At 42.4% G+C, this 16022-nt stretch carries 15 protein-coding genes and 3 tRNA genes; 6 read left to right on the top strand and 12 right to left on the bottom strand.

Features of this window, described 5'->3' with window-relative positions; genetic code table 11:
• Nucleotides 1–6: 6 nt before the first annotated feature.
• A complete protein-coding gene (gene oadA / locus MmiEs2_RS00255) occupies nt 7–1761 on the bottom strand; it encodes a sodium-extruding oxaloacetate decarboxylase subunit alpha (RefSeq protein WP_316559448.1) in 1755 nt (584 codons plus the stop codon).
• A 380-nt stretch (nt 1762–2141) separates the two neighbouring features.
• On the opposite strand from oadA, the gene MmiEs2_RS00250 reads away from it, so the two are divergent.
• The gene (locus MmiEs2_RS00250) at nt 2142–2531 is read left to right on the top strand and encodes a hypothetical protein (RefSeq protein ID WP_316559447.1); all 390 of its coding nucleotides are present in this window, start codon (nt 2142–2144) and stop codon (nt 2529–2531) included.
• A gap of 38 nt (nt 2532–2569) precedes the next feature.
• Here the strand turns inward: MmiEs2_RS00250 and MmiEs2_RS00245 are convergent, their stop codons facing one another.
• The 3 genes from MmiEs2_RS00245 to pta all read right to left on the bottom strand — a co-directional run bounded on the left by MmiEs2_RS00245 (nt 2570) and on the right by pta (nt 5906).
• Nucleotides 2570–3514 (bottom strand): DUF5677 domain-containing protein, encoded by a 945-nt coding sequence (locus tag MmiEs2_RS00245; protein WP_316559446.1) that lies wholly within the window; start codon nt 3512–3514, stop codon nt 2570–2572.
• 145 nt (nt 3515–3659) lie between these two features.
• Complete coding sequence (locus MmiEs2_RS00240; RefSeq protein WP_316559445.1) at nt 3660–4871, bottom strand: acetate/propionate family kinase; 1212 nt, start codon at nt 4869–4871, stop codon at nt 3660–3662.
• A 39-nt stretch (nt 4872–4910) separates the two neighbouring features.
• Entirely contained in the window at nt 4911–5906 is a 996-nt protein-coding gene (gene pta, locus MmiEs2_RS00235) for a phosphate acetyltransferase (RefSeq protein ID WP_316559444.1), read from the bottom strand.
• A 536-nt stretch (nt 5907–6442) separates the two neighbouring features.
• On the opposite strand from pta, the gene MmiEs2_RS00230 reads away from it, so the two are divergent.
• Entirely contained in the window at nt 6443–6970 is a 528-nt protein-coding gene (locus MmiEs2_RS00230) for a nitroreductase family protein (RefSeq protein WP_316559443.1), read from the top strand.
• A gap of 27 nt (nt 6971–6997) precedes the next feature.
• Nucleotides 6998–7330 (top strand): thioredoxin family protein, encoded by a 333-nt coding sequence (locus tag MmiEs2_RS00225; protein WP_316559442.1) that lies wholly within the window; start codon nt 6998–7000, stop codon nt 7328–7330.
• 97 nt (nt 7331–7427) lie between these two features.
• Here the strand turns inward: MmiEs2_RS00225 and hisC are convergent, their stop codons facing one another.
• From hisC to MmiEs2_RS00210, 3 genes are read right to left on the bottom strand one after another with little or no spacing between them, the layout of a single operon-like run.
• Nucleotides 7428–8549, bottom strand: coding sequence for a histidinol-phosphate transaminase (hisC, locus tag MmiEs2_RS00220; protein ID WP_316559441.1), 1122 nt, complete (start codon nt 8547–8549; stop codon nt 7428–7430).
• Between the two features lie 28 nt (nt 8550–8577).
• The gene (locus MmiEs2_RS00215) at nt 8578–9753 is read right to left on the bottom strand and encodes an aspartate aminotransferase family protein (RefSeq protein ID WP_316559440.1); all 1176 of its coding nucleotides are present in this window, start codon (nt 9751–9753) and stop codon (nt 8578–8580) included.
• Nucleotides 9754–9796: 43 nt separating this feature from the next.
• Nucleotides 9797–10384 (bottom strand): flavin reductase family protein, encoded by a 588-nt coding sequence (locus tag MmiEs2_RS00210; protein ID WP_316559439.1) that lies wholly within the window; start codon nt 10382–10384, stop codon nt 9797–9799.
• A 249-nt stretch (nt 10385–10633) separates the two neighbouring features.
• Between MmiEs2_RS00210 and MmiEs2_RS00205 the strand changes: the two genes are divergently transcribed.
• Nucleotides 10634–10705 (top strand) — tRNA-Thr (locus tag MmiEs2_RS00205).
• A gap of 512 nt (nt 10706–11217) precedes the next feature.
• Here the strand turns inward: MmiEs2_RS00205 and MmiEs2_RS00200 are convergent.
• The 5 genes from MmiEs2_RS00200 to lpdD form a co-directional block, all read right to left on the bottom strand.
• Nucleotides 11218–11592: a hypothetical protein gene (locus MmiEs2_RS00200; RefSeq protein ID WP_316559438.1), complete on the bottom strand. Its 375-nt coding sequence runs from the start codon at nt 11590–11592 to the stop codon at nt 11218–11220.
• 800 nt (nt 11593–12392) lie between these two features.
• Nucleotides 12393–12467 (bottom strand) — tRNA-Pro (locus MmiEs2_RS00195).
• Nucleotides 12468–12533: 66 nt separating this feature from the next.
• Nucleotides 12534–12608, bottom strand: a tRNA-Pro gene (locus tag MmiEs2_RS00190).
• A gap of 185 nt (nt 12609–12793) precedes the next feature.
• Entirely contained in the window at nt 12794–13354 is a 561-nt protein-coding gene (locus tag MmiEs2_RS00185) for a UbiX family flavin prenyltransferase (RefSeq protein WP_316559437.1), read from the bottom strand.
• Nucleotides 13355–13371: 17 nt separating this feature from the next.
• Nucleotides 13372–13719 (bottom strand): prenylated flavin chaperone LpdD, encoded by a 348-nt coding sequence (gene lpdD / locus MmiEs2_RS00180; protein WP_316559436.1) that lies wholly within the window; start codon nt 13717–13719, stop codon nt 13372–13374.
• Between the two features lie 211 nt (nt 13720–13930).
• Here lpdD and MmiEs2_RS00175 point away from each other — a divergent pair, with 211 nt between their 5' ends.
• Both MmiEs2_RS00175 and MmiEs2_RS00170 read left to right on the top strand, forming a co-directional pair.
• On the top strand, nt 13931–14773 hold the full coding sequence (locus tag MmiEs2_RS00175; RefSeq protein WP_316559435.1) for a TatD family hydrolase: 843 nt from the start codon (nt 13931–13933) through the stop codon (nt 14771–14773).
• 425 nt (nt 14774–15198) lie between these two features.
• Nucleotides 15199–15957: an anaerobic ribonucleoside-triphosphate reductase activating protein gene (locus MmiEs2_RS00170; RefSeq protein WP_316559434.1), complete on the top strand. Its 759-nt coding sequence runs from the start codon at nt 15199–15201 to the stop codon at nt 15955–15957.
• Nucleotides 15958–16022 lie beyond the last annotated feature (65 nt).

The following is a 16022-nucleotide window of genomic DNA, read 5'->3' as shown; positions in this document are numbered from 1 at the left end:
TCCTCCTTATTCGATAATCATCAAAGCGTCTCCGGCGGCAACCGTGTCGCCTTCCGCAACGATAATTTCCTTAACGGTGCCGGATTTCGGCGCGCTGACGGCGTTTTCCATTTTCATGGCTTCAATCACACAAATTGTATCGCCTTCGTTGACCTGTTCACCGACTTTGGTTTTAATCGACAGAATCATGCCTTGCATGGAACTGGTAACAGCGCCGGGCGCATTTGCCTTGGATTTTTTCTCATCATCAGACGCTGCCACGCCGCCGGATTTCCCGCCGTCCGCCTCAACAATGCTGTATCCGGTCGGCTCAACTTTAACGTCATAAACGCTGCCGTCCACTTCCACTTTGTATTCTGTGGGAATGCCGGAAACACTTGCGCCGCCGACCGGTGCCGTTGAACAGGAGCAGAGCAATTCTTCCTCTTCCGCTTCGCCTTTTAAGAATTTCGGCGCGATTGCCGGATATAAAATGTAAGTGAGAATATCTTCTTCGGATTTGGCGATTCCCAAATCTTCCGCTTCCTTTTTCATCTTCTCGTATTCCGGCGGAATCAAATCGCCGGGGCGAGCGGTAATCGGCTGTTCGTCACCGATAATAAGCGAAATCATTTCGGCGGTCATCGGAACCGGGGTTTTGCCGTAGTAGCCGCGCGCATAATCTTTGACTTCTTTCGGAATTACTTTGTAGCGCTCGCCCATGATCACATTTAAAACGGCCTGTGTTCCGACAATTTGACTGGTCGGCGTGACAAGCGGCGGGTAGCCGAGTTCTTCACGGACGCGCGGCATTTCCGCAAGCACGTCCATGTATTTGTCAAGCGCGTTCTGCTCTTTCAACTGAGAAACCAAGTTGGAAAGCATGCCGCCCGGAATCTGGTACAAAATAACGTTTGTGTCAATTGTTTCTGAAATCGGGTCGCAGATTGTGTTGTATTTGTCTTTTAAATTTCTGAAAAACGGTGTAATCTCATTGAATTTTTCAAGAGAAATGCCGGAATCGTATTTTGTCCCCATGAATGAAGCGACCATCGCTTCGGTCGGCGGCTGCGAACTGCCCCAGCCGAACGGGGAAATGGCGGTGTCGATAATGTCCGCGCCGGCTTCAACAGCCGCGTAATACATGACAGGCGCCATGCCGGAAGTGCAGTGGGAGTGAACGCAAATCGGAATGGAAACTTCCTTTTTCATGCCGGAAACAATCTCGGAAGCTGCTGCCGGTGAAAGCAGACCTGCCATGTCTTTGATGCAAATGGAATCACAATCCATCTCTTCGAGCTGTTTCGCCATTTTAATGAATGTCTCGGGCGTGTGCACCGGGCTGATCGTGTAGCTGACCGTTCCCTGAACGTGCGCGCCGATTTTTTTGGCGGTTTTAACAGAGGTTTCAATGTTTCTGAAATCGTTGAGCGCGTCAAAAATTCTGAAAATGTCAATGCCGTTTTCATACGCTTTTGTCACGAATTTCTCAACGACATCGTCAGAATAATGGCGGTAGCCGACGAGATTCTGACCGCGGAGAAGCATTTGCGCCGGCGTTTTTTTCATGCGCGATTTGATGTCTCGAAGTCTCTGCCACGGATCTTCATTGAGATAGCGGATGCAAGTGTCAAACGTTGCGCCGCCCCACATTTCAAGAGAATAATACCCGACGTCGTCTAACTGTTCGACAATATCCAAAATATCACGAGTTCTCATGCGCGTCGCAATCAATGATTGGTGCGCGTCACGAAGAACGGTTTCTGTAATTTTTACGGCCATAATTTAAGCCCTCCCTAAATTTGAATAAAATAAATTTCGCACATCTGTTCGGTTGCCTATTTGGTGATAAATCGACAAAAACAGAGTTAGTTCTTTCAAGTGGAACAAAAGAAGAATGTAAACTATAAATATATTTCCGCCGAGTTTACAATATGTTTTAATTGTCATCTGTTGTTGTTTTTATTTTCGTTTTCATTATATTTTTCATTATTTTCGTTCAAATAAAATTGAATACATTAATACGGTTGAAAAGATATTCTTCATCATTCTCATCTAAAATAAATGTAAAATAAATGCAATTCAAATAAAAATTGGAAATAAAATGAAATTAAATTAAATAAAAATTAAAACAATTCAAAAAATATAATCGAGGATTCAAAATGTTTAAAAAATGCAGATTACTCAATTCATCTCTTCGCAAAATGGAATACGATTATAATTTGAGCGTCGGCTCCGTTGACATGCAAATCAGAACCGGAACAAACGTCAAAGTTCCGATCGGCGACTTAAACAAGCCTTGCCTTTTGGAATATATGATTGAAATCGCATCGGAAGCAAATTTCAACTTAAAATGCGTTTCGCTTTTCCAGTTTAAAGTCGATGGCGACAACGATTACGATGTCGAAGATTTGCGGAAATATGTCGCGGAGAACGGAACGCCTATTGCTTACAAAAAAATGGCGGATATTGTTAAAACAACCATCGGATATTCCAATTCAAATCCGTTTAATATGCCGACTTATCAGGAAATTATGAAAGGGCAGAATTAAAGATAAATTAAATCAAAAAAACAAAAATCAACATTTTTTTAGATTATTGATTCTGATTCAATTTTCTGAAAAACAGATTGAGCTTTTTCATTAATATCATACAACATTTTTTTTAACAATTCAGTGTATACATTTGAAGTTGTGTTCAAATACAATCGATTGATGTTGTAAAGCCAAATTAATGTATTAATTGCAGGATGAGCTAATCCGGTATTAGTTCCACCAATTCTTACATCATTATTTTCGGGATTTATAAGATAACAAACACCTTTAGCCGATGGATGAATGAATATGTTTGGGTCAGTCTGTATTTTCCAAAGTTTAGTTTTTGATATATTTCCATCTGTCTTTTTCACAAAAGTATTCATTGCTTCTGATATTATGTTGCTGATTGTAGGATTTTTATCACTAAATCGTTTTGATACTTTTGCCCATTTGTAATGGTCATCACTATTGTTTTCATTTTTATCGGATACACTGTTAAGATATGCCGTTGCAACTTCTTTTGTATCTTCGGATATAAATTCTCCAATTGCCCATAATTCATGCAATGATCGAAAGCGTGCAATTGCGCCTTCTGGAAATCCATTTTCTAATAAACAAATGATTTCAGCCGTTAGGTAAAATGCTTTTCCATTAATATAATGTAAAACGCATTTAATTTCTGCTATTTCTGAATCATGTTTTTCTTCTTTATTATATGCCTTCCAATCGTTAAACGAATTTGAAGAGTAATTATAATAAAATCGTAACCAATTTAATCCAGCTCCCCATTTTTTATCAATTTGAGCAATGCGTATTTCTGTTTCTTTTGAAAAACAGAGAGAATGTTGTGTCATATTTAATTCAATATTTTTAAGATCAAAATCAATTATACTTTGAAACCTTTCAGAATAAGCAGAAGAGTAATTCTCATCTTTAAGATCATCATCAGATATTATTTTTTGATTTACGAGTTTTCTAAAAGTAGACTCAATAGACACCTTTTCCATAGTTCTAATAAAATGGAAGACGTTAAAAGCTTTTTCAGTAAAGTAATTATAAAATTAAATAAAAAAGATTTGAAGAAGTTTGAAAACTTCTTCACAATTGTTTTTCAATAATTGAATGATTTAATCCGCCGACCGATTACTTACTAAAAGCAATCTTGCTGTTGTTGACCGCCAATTTGGTGTCTCTTGCAATCACTAATTCTTCGTTGGTCGGAATAATCAAAGTACGCACTTTCGCGCCGTCTTTTGAAAAATCGACTTCTTTTCCGCGCACATTGTTTTTGCCGGAATCGACGTCAACGCCGAGATAGCCCAAATATTTACAAACTTCTTCGCGAGTCTGAATGTGATTTTCGCCGACGCCGGCTGTGAACACAATCGCGTCAACGCCGTTCATCGCCGCGCAGTAGCTGCCAACATAACGGGCGACGCGGTACCAGTAAGATTCAAGAGCCGCTTTTGCTTGTTCGTTGCCTTCAGATGCCGCTTTGTCAAGATCTCTGAAGTCGCTTGAAACGCCGGAAACGCCGAGAACGCCTGATTTCTTGTTCAAAAGATCAAGCGTTTCCTGCGCGGTCAAGTTTTCTTTTTGCATAATGAACGTCACGACCGCGGGGTCAATGTCGCCGCTGCGCGTTCCCATAATGAGACCTTCAAGCGGTGTCATTCCCATGGATGTGTCAACCGAACGGCCGCCGTCAACAGCACAAACGCTGGCGCCGTTTCCGAGGTGACACGTCACGATTTTCAATTTGTCGTAGGGTTTTCCCAAGATTTCGGCGGCGCGCATGGACACGTATTTGTGGCTGGTGCCGTGGAAACCATACTTTCTGATTTTGTATTTTTCGTATAACGCGTACGGAATGGCGTACAAATACGATTTTTTGGGCATGTCGGCATGGAAAGCCGTGTCAAAAACGGCGACCTGCGGAACGCCGGGCATGATGTGTTTGCAGGCGCGGATGCCGGTTAAGTTCGGTGGGTTGTGCAAAGGCGCAAGTTCGAAACAGTCTTCGATTGCTTTTTCCACTTCGTCGTCAATCAAAACGGATTCGCTGAAATGCTCGCCGCCGTGAACGACACGGTGGCCGACCGCGTGGATTTCGTCCATCGATTTCAAGACGCCGTGACTCGGATCCAAGAGCGCGTCTAAAACGATTTTGACAGCCGCGTCGTGATCAGGCATGGGCAAATCAGCTTCATAAGTTTTGTCGCTGCGTTCATGTTTTAATTGACCGTCGATTCCGATACGCTCACACAAGCCTTTAACCAGCAAGGTTTCCGTTTCCATATTCAATAACTGATATTTCAGCGACGAGCTGCCGCAGTTTAAAACCAATACATTCATTCGTTATTCCTCCAAAGTTATGTTTTTGATAATTCTAATTTATTCTGTAATGGCCTGGACTGCCGTAATCGCAACGACGCCGACAATATCTTCGGCGGTGCAGCCGCGGGAGAGGTCGTTGACAGGCTTTGCAATTCCCTGAGTAATCGGACCGTACGCTTCGGCTTTTGCCAAGCGTTCAACCAATTTGTAGCCGATGTTACCGGAATCCAAATCCGGAAACACAAGAACGTTGGCTTTGCCCGCAACGGGGCTGTCGGGCGCTTTCTGCTTGCCGATTTCGGGGACGATTGCCGCATCCAATTGCAGTTCGCCGTCCATTAAAATGTCGGGCGCTTCTTCCTTTGCGATGCGGACGGCTTCCGTTACTTTATCCACATCGGCATGCTTTGCGCTGCCTTTTGATGAATGAGAAAGGAAAGCCACTTTGGGCTCGGCTTGAACCAATTTGCGGAAAGATTCGGCAGCGCTTTGAGCGATTGCCGCCAACTCTTCGGAGTTCGGGTTTTGAACCAAACCGCTGTCGGAAAATAAGAAAACGCCGTCTTCGCCGAAATCGCAGTTCGGGACGACCATGACGAAGAAACTGGAAACCAATTTAACGCCCGGCGCGGTTTTAAGAATTTGTAAGCACGGGCGGAGCACATTCGGCGTCGAGTTCACGGCGCCGGCAACCATACCGTCGGCCATGTCTTCTTTGACCAGCATGCAGCCCAAATACAAAGTGTCTTTTTTAAGCAAATCCGAAGCATCTTCCTTTGTCATGCCTTTTTCCTTGCGCAATTCCGCCAATTTTGCGGCGAGAGTATCGAGCTCGGCATAATTTTCAGGGTCGATGAACGTTGCTTTGGAAAGGTCCAATCCGTCGGCTCTTGAAAGAATTTCGTTTTCGTTGCCGATTAAAATAATTTTTGCGATGCCTTCGCTTAAAATTGCGTCAGCGGCCTTCAATGTGCGCATGTCGCCTGTTTCGGGAAGCACAATTGTTTTTCCGGCGGCTTTTGCGCGCTGCTTAATACTTTGTAAAAAATTCATAGTCTTTTCTCCTCATAAAATCATTTAAAAATCAGTATCAATAAAATACACCGCCAACCGATGATTTTCATCGGCTTTTGTCATATCCGTGCCGGCATGTAACGCCGTCGACGCTGCGGTTTTGGTTAAAACATATTGAGCATATTCTCCTTTTGTTTGTCAGCGGCGCTGCCGTACAATGCCGCTTTTCCAAGTGGGTTTTAACTTATCTTGGCGCTCAAATTTCAGATGCAAAAATGGTTAAAAAGATTTTTTCGCATGAGGACTGCGATTTTCGTTTTTGTTCGTTTTTGATTGATATTGCTCGTTTTTTCCCTGCGACAATATCTTGTCACATTACATTTCCGCAACACAACAGCTGCGTCAAATTTGTAATGAATGTATGTGTAAATCCGCCTTTTCTTATATAAACGTGATTCACGAAGAAGAGGAGAATGACAAATCGTTTTCAAAAGGCATAAGTTAATAAATATAAAATTCTTCTATTATTTGTTTTATCATTTTCCAAAACGATTAAAACAAAGGAGTATCAAAAAATGGAAACATTAGAAGCCCTTCAATCCCGAAAAGCAGTCCGCAAATACAAAAAAGAACAGATTAAAGATTCCGAACTTGACACGATTCTTGCCGCCGGCGGTATCGCCCCGATCGGTTTAGGCGATCACGCTTCAATTCATATCACGGTGATTCAAAATCCCGATCTTTTGAGCAAAGTTTCAAAAGCCGTTAAAACCGCCGTTCCCGCAATGGAAGTTCCCGACCCGATTTACGGCGCGCCGACGCTGATCATCGTTTCTTCCGCGCCGAATGAAAGAATGCCGACAATCGGCGATTTCAACGCCGCCTGCATTCTTGAAAACATGCTGGTCGCGGCAGCCGATCTCGGTGTCGGAAGCGTTTTCATGCTCTCGACAATCCTCGCATTTTCAAATGCGTCTTTGTCAAAAGACCTCCAAATTCCGATTGGATTTAAGCCGATGGCCGCCGCCGCATTCGGATACGCTGATGAGCCGGTGTCAAAGAAAGAATTGAAAAACCCGTACGAAACAACGATTCTTCGCTGATTTTCGTCTCATTTCAGAGGCATACCTATGACAATTACAGAAGCAACAGCAGAAACATGGGACGCGCTCATTTCAAACAAAGAAAAGCCGGTCATGGCGATGTTTTACATGGAAACCTGCCCGCACTGCGAAAAAATGAAGCCGGTTTTTGCCGAACTTGACGAAAAATACGGCGACAAGGTTTCATTCATTCGCATCAACGCGATGGAATATTTAGACATCACAAAAAGATACGGAATTGTCGCCGCGCCCGGCTTTAAATTCTTTAAAGACGGCAATTTGCTCAACGAAGACAATCCGGTTTTAAACGCCGAGCAACTTGAACAAGTTGCAAAAGATTTGGCGAGCGGAGAATTGTAAAATTCTCCGGCTCTTATTTTAACCAAAAAACCGAATCAAAAAACAAAATCAAAAAATAAAAACCAAAAAAATAAAAAATTAAAACAAAACCAAAAAATCACTTTTGGTTTGCAAATTTTTCAAACATCTGAATCACTTTTTGATTCATTTCGGGCGTCCCGACCGTAATTCGAACCGTGTTTTTCCCGATATTTTGAAACGAATCGCAGCTTCGAATCAGAATACCGTTTCTTAAAAATTCATCGACCGCTTCTTTTGACGTTTTCGGCGAAACATCCGCGATAATGAAATTGCCTTCCGACGGGTACACCTTATAAGGCGTGTTTTTTGAAATCGCGTCAATTAATTTTTCGCGTTCTTCTTTAACCATCGCAACGCCGGATTCTAAATATTCAATATCCTCAATTGCCGCAATCGCAGCTGCTTCCGCTAAAATGCTGACGGCAAACGGCGGCAGCACGCGCAGCAAGGCGGACGCGATCCAATCCGGCGCAATCACATAGCCGAGGCGCATTCCCGCGAGGCCGAAAGCTTTTGAAAATGTCCGGCCGATGACAATGTTTTCGTATTCTTTGACAAGGTTCGACAAGCTGCCGGCATTTGAAAATTCAACATACGCTTCGTCAATAAAAATAATTGATTTTGTGTTTTCGGCAAGTTTTCGAACGTCACCCGCCGCGATAATATTGCCGGTCGGGTTGTTCGGCGAACACAGCCAAATGATTTTCGTCTTTTCGGTCACCGCATTCAAAATTGAATCAACATCAAGCGAATAATCCGGTTTTAAATTCACATCAACGCAAACACCGCCGAGACTTGCGGCGGAAATGCCGTAATACGTAAAAGTCGGCACGGGAACGATGACTTCGTCGCCTGCGCCGATGAATAATTTATTCAGCGCGTCAATTAAACTGTCCATTCCGGGACCGGACGCGACGATATTTTCAATCGGAAAGCCGGTGTATGCGGTTAAGGCGCGGCGCAGATTGGAAACATCCGCTGTCGGATAAAGCGAAGCGTTTTCCGCTTCTTTTTGAATCGTAGCAATCACTTTTTCGGACGGGCCGAGCGGATTTTCATTGGCATTCAGCTTAATGATGGAATCCGGATTCAAACCGTATTCGGCTGCGATTTGAGATGTCGTTTTCCCGGGAACGTATTCGGGAACGTTTGACACGGAATCATTCAGCAAAGACGTATAATCTTTTGATTTTGTCATGAGGGACTCTCCGATCATGGATTTATTTTCAGTTCGGTTTTGCGACGGAATCAATGACTTCGACAACGCGGTCAACTTCTTCTTTTTGAATCGTGAGCGGCGGAAGCAAACGAATAACGTTTCCGGCGGTAACGTTCAAAAGAACGCCCATTTCGGCAGCGGCATCCATGAAATATCCGCATTCGTGATCGAGTTCGATGCCAATCATCAGGCCGACGCCGCGGACATTAACAACGTCATTGCGTTTCATTTGAGACAGTTTTTCGATGAAATAATCACCCATGTTCGCCGCGTTTTCAAGCAGATTCTGCTCTTCGATGGTTTCCATGACGGCCAGCGATGCCGCGCAGACGAGCGGGCTGCCGCCGAACGTCGTTCCATGCTCGCCGCGCTCGAACTCGAGTCCGTCGCGCGCCGCAAACGCACCCATCGGGAGACCGCCGCCGATTGCTTTTGCCATCGTCAAAATGTCGGGCTGAACGTCGTAATGGTCTTTACAGAACCATTTCCCGGTGCGGCCGAATCCGGTTTGAACTTCGTCGAAGATTAAAACCAAATCTTTTTTGTCGCAGATTTCGCGCACTTCTTTGAGATATTCTTTATTGGAAATGTGAACGCCGCCTTCGCCTTGAATCGGTTCTAAGATGACGCCGGCAATATCGCCGCCGTTTGCGGCTTTTTCAATCGCGGCCGCGTCGCCGTATTCGACGAAAGTCGCCGGTTTCACAAGCGGCACGAACGGATCGCGGTATTTGATGTTCGCGGTCGCGCCGAGCGAGCCGATGGTTCTTCCGTGAAAAGCGTTATTGGTTGAGATGAAACTGTTCTTCTTGGTGTGAAGCTTCGCCAATTTCATTGCGCCGTCATTGGCTTCCGCGCCGGAATTGCAGAAGAAGACTTTTGAAAGCCCCGTGACCTGCACCAGTTTTTCGGCAACGTTTGCCTGCGGAATATTGTAATAATAATTTGAAATATGAATGAGCTGCGCCGCCTGTTCCTGAATGGCGCTGATGAGTTTTTGGTTGGAATATCCGGTTGCGTTGACGGCAATTCCGGAAACGCAGTCAATATATCGTTTTCCGAAAACATCAATCAATACCGAGCCTTCGCCGCCCGTAAAAAGCAGCGGCTTGCGCCCGTATGTCGGCATCACGTATTTGTCGTCTGTTTCGACGACGGATTTGTAAACAGATCCGGGGTCCATATTTTCCCTCCGTAATTTGAATGAATTTTATTCTTTTTACCCTTTACTCTTTTTGGTTTTTGTCTTTGATTTCTTTGCCGATTGAGAAGGCTTTTCCGATTTCATCGCCGACTTTGTAATAGCTTCTGTCTGTCGGAGAATAAACCATCGGCTTCAACTTTTGGATTTCGATGCTGTCTTTGTGATCCAAAATCGCTTCATCGGCTTTGACATCAACAATCTGTCCGATTAAAACGAAATGCGTTCCGAGGTTCATTCTGTCGGTTAATTTGCATTCCAAATGCATCGGAAATTCCTTGATATACGGCGCGTTGACTTTTTCCGCGCGCTCGGCAGTCAATCCTGCCGCCGCGATTTTATCCGTTTCTCTGCCGGACTCAATTCCGAAATAATCGGTTTCTTTTGCGTATTCTTCTGACGGAATGCAAACGGTAAACTCTCTTTTGGCGAGAATATTGTCATAAGTGTATCTGCTCGGCTGAACGGCAACGGCAACAGACGGCGGACTTGAATTGACGATGCCGCCCCATGCGGCGGTCATTGCGTTTGCGCGTTCGTTTTGATCATACGTAACGATAACCCAAGCGGGTGTCGGGAAAGCTGAAGTGGACGGTCCGAGAGATTTAAACATATTTTCACCTTAATTGATATTGTTTTAATGTTTTGAAAAATTAAATTTGAATATTTCAGCATAATACACACGGGCTTATTAAATTAATGTATCAGTGAAGATAAAAAAGGATTAAAGAAATCAAAAATCAAAGAACGTAGAAGAAAAACAAAGGGAAAAAGAAAAATCAAAAAAGAAAACAAAAATAATCTTTAAATATATTAACGAACACTTACACATTCTCTCTTTTCAAAAAACAATCGAAAAAGCGCCGTTGTGGCTTAGCGGTATAGCGGCTGATTCGTAATCAGCAGGCCGGGGGTTCAAGTCCCCCCAACGGCTTTCTTTTATTTTTTCAGAATGTTTTAAGGTTTAATTTCGTGTTGATTTTTGATTTCAAATTCATATTCCGTTTTTGTTTAGCTTTCGCTGTTCCGATTAAAATTTGAAAAAGTAAATGAATGGTCGCTCGGCGGGGTTGAACAATGCCGAACGACACCCTGTTGTTAACCAAACACTTTTCGTTTTTACGGTTAACAGCTGAATGTATGATTCAGGGTAATTTAAGATTTTTGATACAACAAAAAAGAAAATGACAAATCGAAGGTTTACAATAGAGAAAATAACATCAAAGGTTTACAATAGAGAAAATAACATCAAAGATTTACAATAAAAGAGAAATAGCAAATAAAAATAATCGGCAGAAAGGACTCAATTTTATTAATAATTGAATATCTTCGGCCGATTAAATGGGATTGAGAATTCGGATAATTCGTGTTTGATTGCATCATTTTTCGGTTAATCTGTTTTATTAATCCGGATTCAATCGTTTTTTCGTTTTGATAAAGATAAAATTAAACTTCCACGCTTGAGAGGTTTGCTTCCGCGTACGGCCAGTTGCAGACAACATACGCTTTCTTGGATTCCACGTCTTCGTTAATCAAGAATGCCTGGCAGTTGTTGTAGCCGGTGCCCGCATTTTCTTCACCTTCATAATCGACTGTGGTGAAGTTTTCACCGGTGCTCAGCAAAGAAATTACCCGACTTCCTTTTTGATCTTTTAAGTCAATTTCGAATTTGACTTTTAATTGGTCGGGAATATGAAGCTTGACCGCTTCGCCATTCTCATCAAAGAATTGCTCGTCGTTTTCTTTTGTGCTTAACAATTTAAAATTCTCAACATCAAACTTAAAACCGTCATTAAACTCAATGTAACTTTGGTGCGTCATCTTAAAAACGTCCTTTTTAGATTATAATTCAATCAACAAATAATATATTCAAAACATATTTATTGACAATCTCTAATATGATATATTATCTATAAATAAGTTCGTGTTCAAAATTTTGTATCTGTTTTCCCGCGAAAAGTAAAAACCGTATGAAAAAGGGATTTTTGAAGCGTTTCAGGTCAAGATTTTAAGGAAAGTTTATATACTCGACATTATATTAGAAGTATTATCATATATTCGCTCACAAAAATAATATGAGTATTATTAGAAAGCGGATATTCGCATTCATTGAAAATGCGCAGGTATCGTAAATAAAACAAAACGTTAAACAAAAACAGCAACCAACCGCTCCCTTTGAGAAGGGTTCAAAAAGGTGATAAAAATGTTTGAAGAAGACTTTTTCGAAAGCGATGAGCTTCGATTTAAAACAAGAGACGGCGCAGAAGTCGACTACGAATACACATTCGATGTCGGCAGATACATCAGAGAGCAAAAATAAAAATAAAAACGAAAGCTCAAAAAACGAACCGATTTCTTGTATTGCATAACGAAATGCGCGAAGCATTTTGTTATGCTTTTTTTATAATCTTTTTATAGTTTTTTAATAGAATCATTTTGAATGAGTTCTAACACGATTTTTTTATTTTCTTGGATTTTTAAAATAATTTTTATCAAATTCTTTTTTCCAAATTTCGTTTCAAATTTCTTTTCCAAATTGTTTTTTCAAATTTAAAATAAGGCTAAAAGCAGAGCTTTCGCTGTAACTTTTAATTTTTAGAAAACCGGAAAAATTTAAGAAATGGGATAGCGCGGATTTGAACCGCAGTCCGAACGTCCCGAACGTCCGAGGATGGACCAAGCTACCCTACTATCCCATGCTGAAAATGAATAAATGAGATTTTTCGGGAATGATAAAAGAATTTGTTGATATTTTAATCTTATGGGATAGCGCGGATTTGAACCGCGGTCCAAGCGTCCCAAACGCTCGAGGATGGACCAAGCTACCCTACTATCCCGATATGATTTCTCTCCTTTGAAAAGCAGAGGAAACATAAAAACACTTTTTGATTTATATAGATTTGGATTTCGAATTGAATCCCGATAATGTTTTTTGTTTAAATTGAATATTTTGAACAAAATTGGAATAAAATTTAAAATAATTACAGATTTTTTTTGAAAAAAATTGGAATAATTTTTGAAATTATTTCTCTTCTCGCCAGCGTTTATAAACATGATTTTCAATACCGGCCAAATCCAAAGCGCGCCCCGCCATAATATTGTACAAATCATCAATCGTTTCAGGACGATTGTAAAATCCGGGGCTGGCCGGCATGATTGTCGCGCCGGCTTTTTTGGCGGCGACCATGTTTTCCAAATGAATCAAACTCAGCGGCGTTTCCCGAACCATTAGAATCAGCTTCCGTTCTTCTTTTAAACAAACATCCGCCGCGCGCGCCATTAAATTATCGGAAATGCCGTTTGCGACTTGTCCGAGCGTTTTCATGCTGCAGGGCGCGATAATCATGCCTGCCGTCCGGTGAGATCCGCTGGCAATCGGCGCCGAGAAATCAGCCTCGTCCCAAGCAAAATCCGCCAACTTAATGATGTCCGCCGGATTGTAATCCGTTTCCGTTCGAATGATTTCCTCGGCGGCGCTTGACATAATCAAATGCGTTTGAATATCCGTTTCCTTTAAAATTTCAAGCAGGCGAATGCCGTAACCGGCGCCTGACGCGCCGCTGATTCCGATAATGAGTTCCATGTTTTTCCCTGTTTTTTTCAATCCAAATTTTTCAAACAACTTTGAATCATTTCCGCGCACACGCTTTCAATTTCTTTGATTTCGTCGGCGGAAATATCGTCTAAATGAATGCCGGCGGCAAACAAAACGGTTTTATTCGCCGCCTTGCAAATCGTTTTCGCGCCGTAAAGCGCGATTTCTTCTTCCTTGTGGCCCGGCGCGGACATGACCGATGCCGTCACCCGTCCCGTCCCGGAATCGAGAGAGGTGAGCGCTGCTGCGCCGATGTGCGCTTTGCCGCCCGTCAGCGTGACCGACAAATCGCTGCCGACATCACGGATTTCCAAGACCAAAGTCAGCCGACCGATTGTTTTAGATGTTTTCATGTAAATCGCCGTTTTGAAATAATTATTGAAATTAATCAAATTAATTAATCAAATTAATTAATCAAATTAATTAATCAAATTAATTAATCAAATTAATTAATCAAATTAAAATGAAAATCTTTTATAAAAATAGAATGAAAAGACAACAATAAATATTTAATTCAATCAATCCGACATTTTAATCAAAATTAAAACAATAAAAGGAATTTTTATGCCTCAGCTTCCGATAACGGACAATCACATTCACATTGATATGAAACGCGGCCGCGGTCTTGATGCCGTCCGCGACTTTCAAAACGCCGGCGGCACGCACATGTTTTTGGTAACGCTTCCGAGCCGCCATCTCGGCGTGTCCGTCAAGAAGTCGGAAGACTACAAAATCGTATTCGATCAAACCATTGAAATCGCCGAAAAAATCAATGAAACCGGCGTGACCGCGTTTCCCGTCCTCGGAATCCACCCGGTCGACATTCTTTATTTAACGGAAGAAAACGGCGCGGACAAAGCCGTTGATATCATGTGCGGCGGATTCGATATCGCCGCATCTTACGTCCGAGAAGGAAAAGCAATCGGATTAAAAAGCGGTCGCCCGCATTTTCCGATCGACCCCGAAATTTTGGACGCTTCAAATCTTGTGATGAGCTACGTTTTCAGCCTCGGCCGTGATTTAAAATGCGCCGTTCAGCTTCATGTTGAAGATATGACATCTGAGAGCCTCCAAGACATCGCGGCAATCGCGAAAAAAAGCGGCATCGCTGCCGAGAAAATTGTCAATCACCATGCGACGCCATTGGTTTCCGCCGCCGAGACGTTCGGAATTTATCCGAGCATTCCGGCCGGCAAAGATAATATTGAAATCGCGCTCGAACAAGGAAATCGTTTTTTGATGGAAACCGATTACGTCGACGACCCCGACAAACCGGGATTTGTCCTCGGACCGAAAACCGTTCCGAAGAAAACGAAAAAGTTGATTGAAATTTACGGCGAAGAACCGTTTTGGAGAATTCATCAGGAAATCCCGAACCGAATTTATGATGTTGATATTGAAATTTAATTGCAGGCAAATTATTGAATAATTTTATTATCTTTTCGCTGTCGTTTTTTGTTTCATCTGAATCATCATTTGTACTTCCGTTCGCATTACCGGTTGCATCACTGTTTGTGCTCCGTAATGACCTGTTCTTTTTTAGGGCAGCCGTTCGCTTCGCGAACGTGTGCACTGCCAACAGGTTTGCGTTTTCCGATTGGTGTCAGGTTTGCGTTGCTGCGCTGTCAACAGGTTTGCATTCCTCCTGCCCGCCGCCGCCACTCGCCGCCGCTGCCGGCTGCGGCCGCTGCGCGCGACTCGCACAAATTTTAAAAAAAATAAATCAAAACGAGACCCGGGATTTATAGAAATTAAATCAAAACCCAATTACGGTTTATTCGAATCGAATCGAAAAAGTAATAACTTCAAACCTTCTATTCATCTTGATAATTATGAATGCGAATGTCGGCGGCGTTGTGCCGCTTTCAACGGTGGACTGGCACGGAAAATCATCCGTTGTCGTCTTTTTAAACGGCTGCCCGTTCCGATGCGGTTATTGTCATAATTATGATTTGCTGACAAAATCAAACCCGACGGATTTGGAACTTGTCAAAAAACGGATTTCGGAATCCAAACCCTATGTCAGCGCGGTTGTTTTTTTAGGCGGCGAGCCGCTGATGCAGGAAGACGCGGTTTTGGAAATCGCGGCGTTTGCCAAAGAAAACAATCTCCTCGTCGGCATTCATACAAACGGTTATTATCCGGACGTGATGGCTTCATTGATTGAAAAAAACCTCGCCGACAAGTTTTTCGTTGATATTAAAGCGCCGTTAGATCTTGAAATTTATGAAAAAACCGTCGGCGCTTATTCCGATGATATTGTTTCAAACATTCAAAAAACAATTCAAATCATTGACGAAAGCCCGGCAGCGCTTGAAATTAAAACAACCACTTTTCCCGAACTCGTCGGAACAAAAGATCAAATCGCGGCGATTTCAAAACAGCTGAATGAAAAGATTCGTCAAAAAGAAAAACTGACATACGTCCTTCAACAAGGAAAAGGCGGCAATTCAAACGATCCGATTTTTCAAAAAATGACTTTTTTATCGCCCGAAGAAATGGACGAGCTTGCTGAAATCGCGCTTCTGAATTTGAAAAACACGCCCGTGTTTACGCAAACGGATGAAAACGGGCGCGTTTTAAAAGAATAAAATATAAATGAGAAATTAAAATAATAAATCATTTTTTCATTTTCGCAATTTGTCGCCGAGCTTAT

Source organism: Methanimicrococcus stummii, from assembly GCF_032594435.1.
GTDB classification, from domain to species: domain Archaea; phylum Halobacteriota; class Methanosarcinia; order Methanosarcinales; family Methanosarcinaceae; genus Methanimicrococcus; species Methanimicrococcus stummii.
Note: the sequence above shows the minus strand (reverse complement) of the source record. Positions and strands in the feature narration are given on the sequence as shown.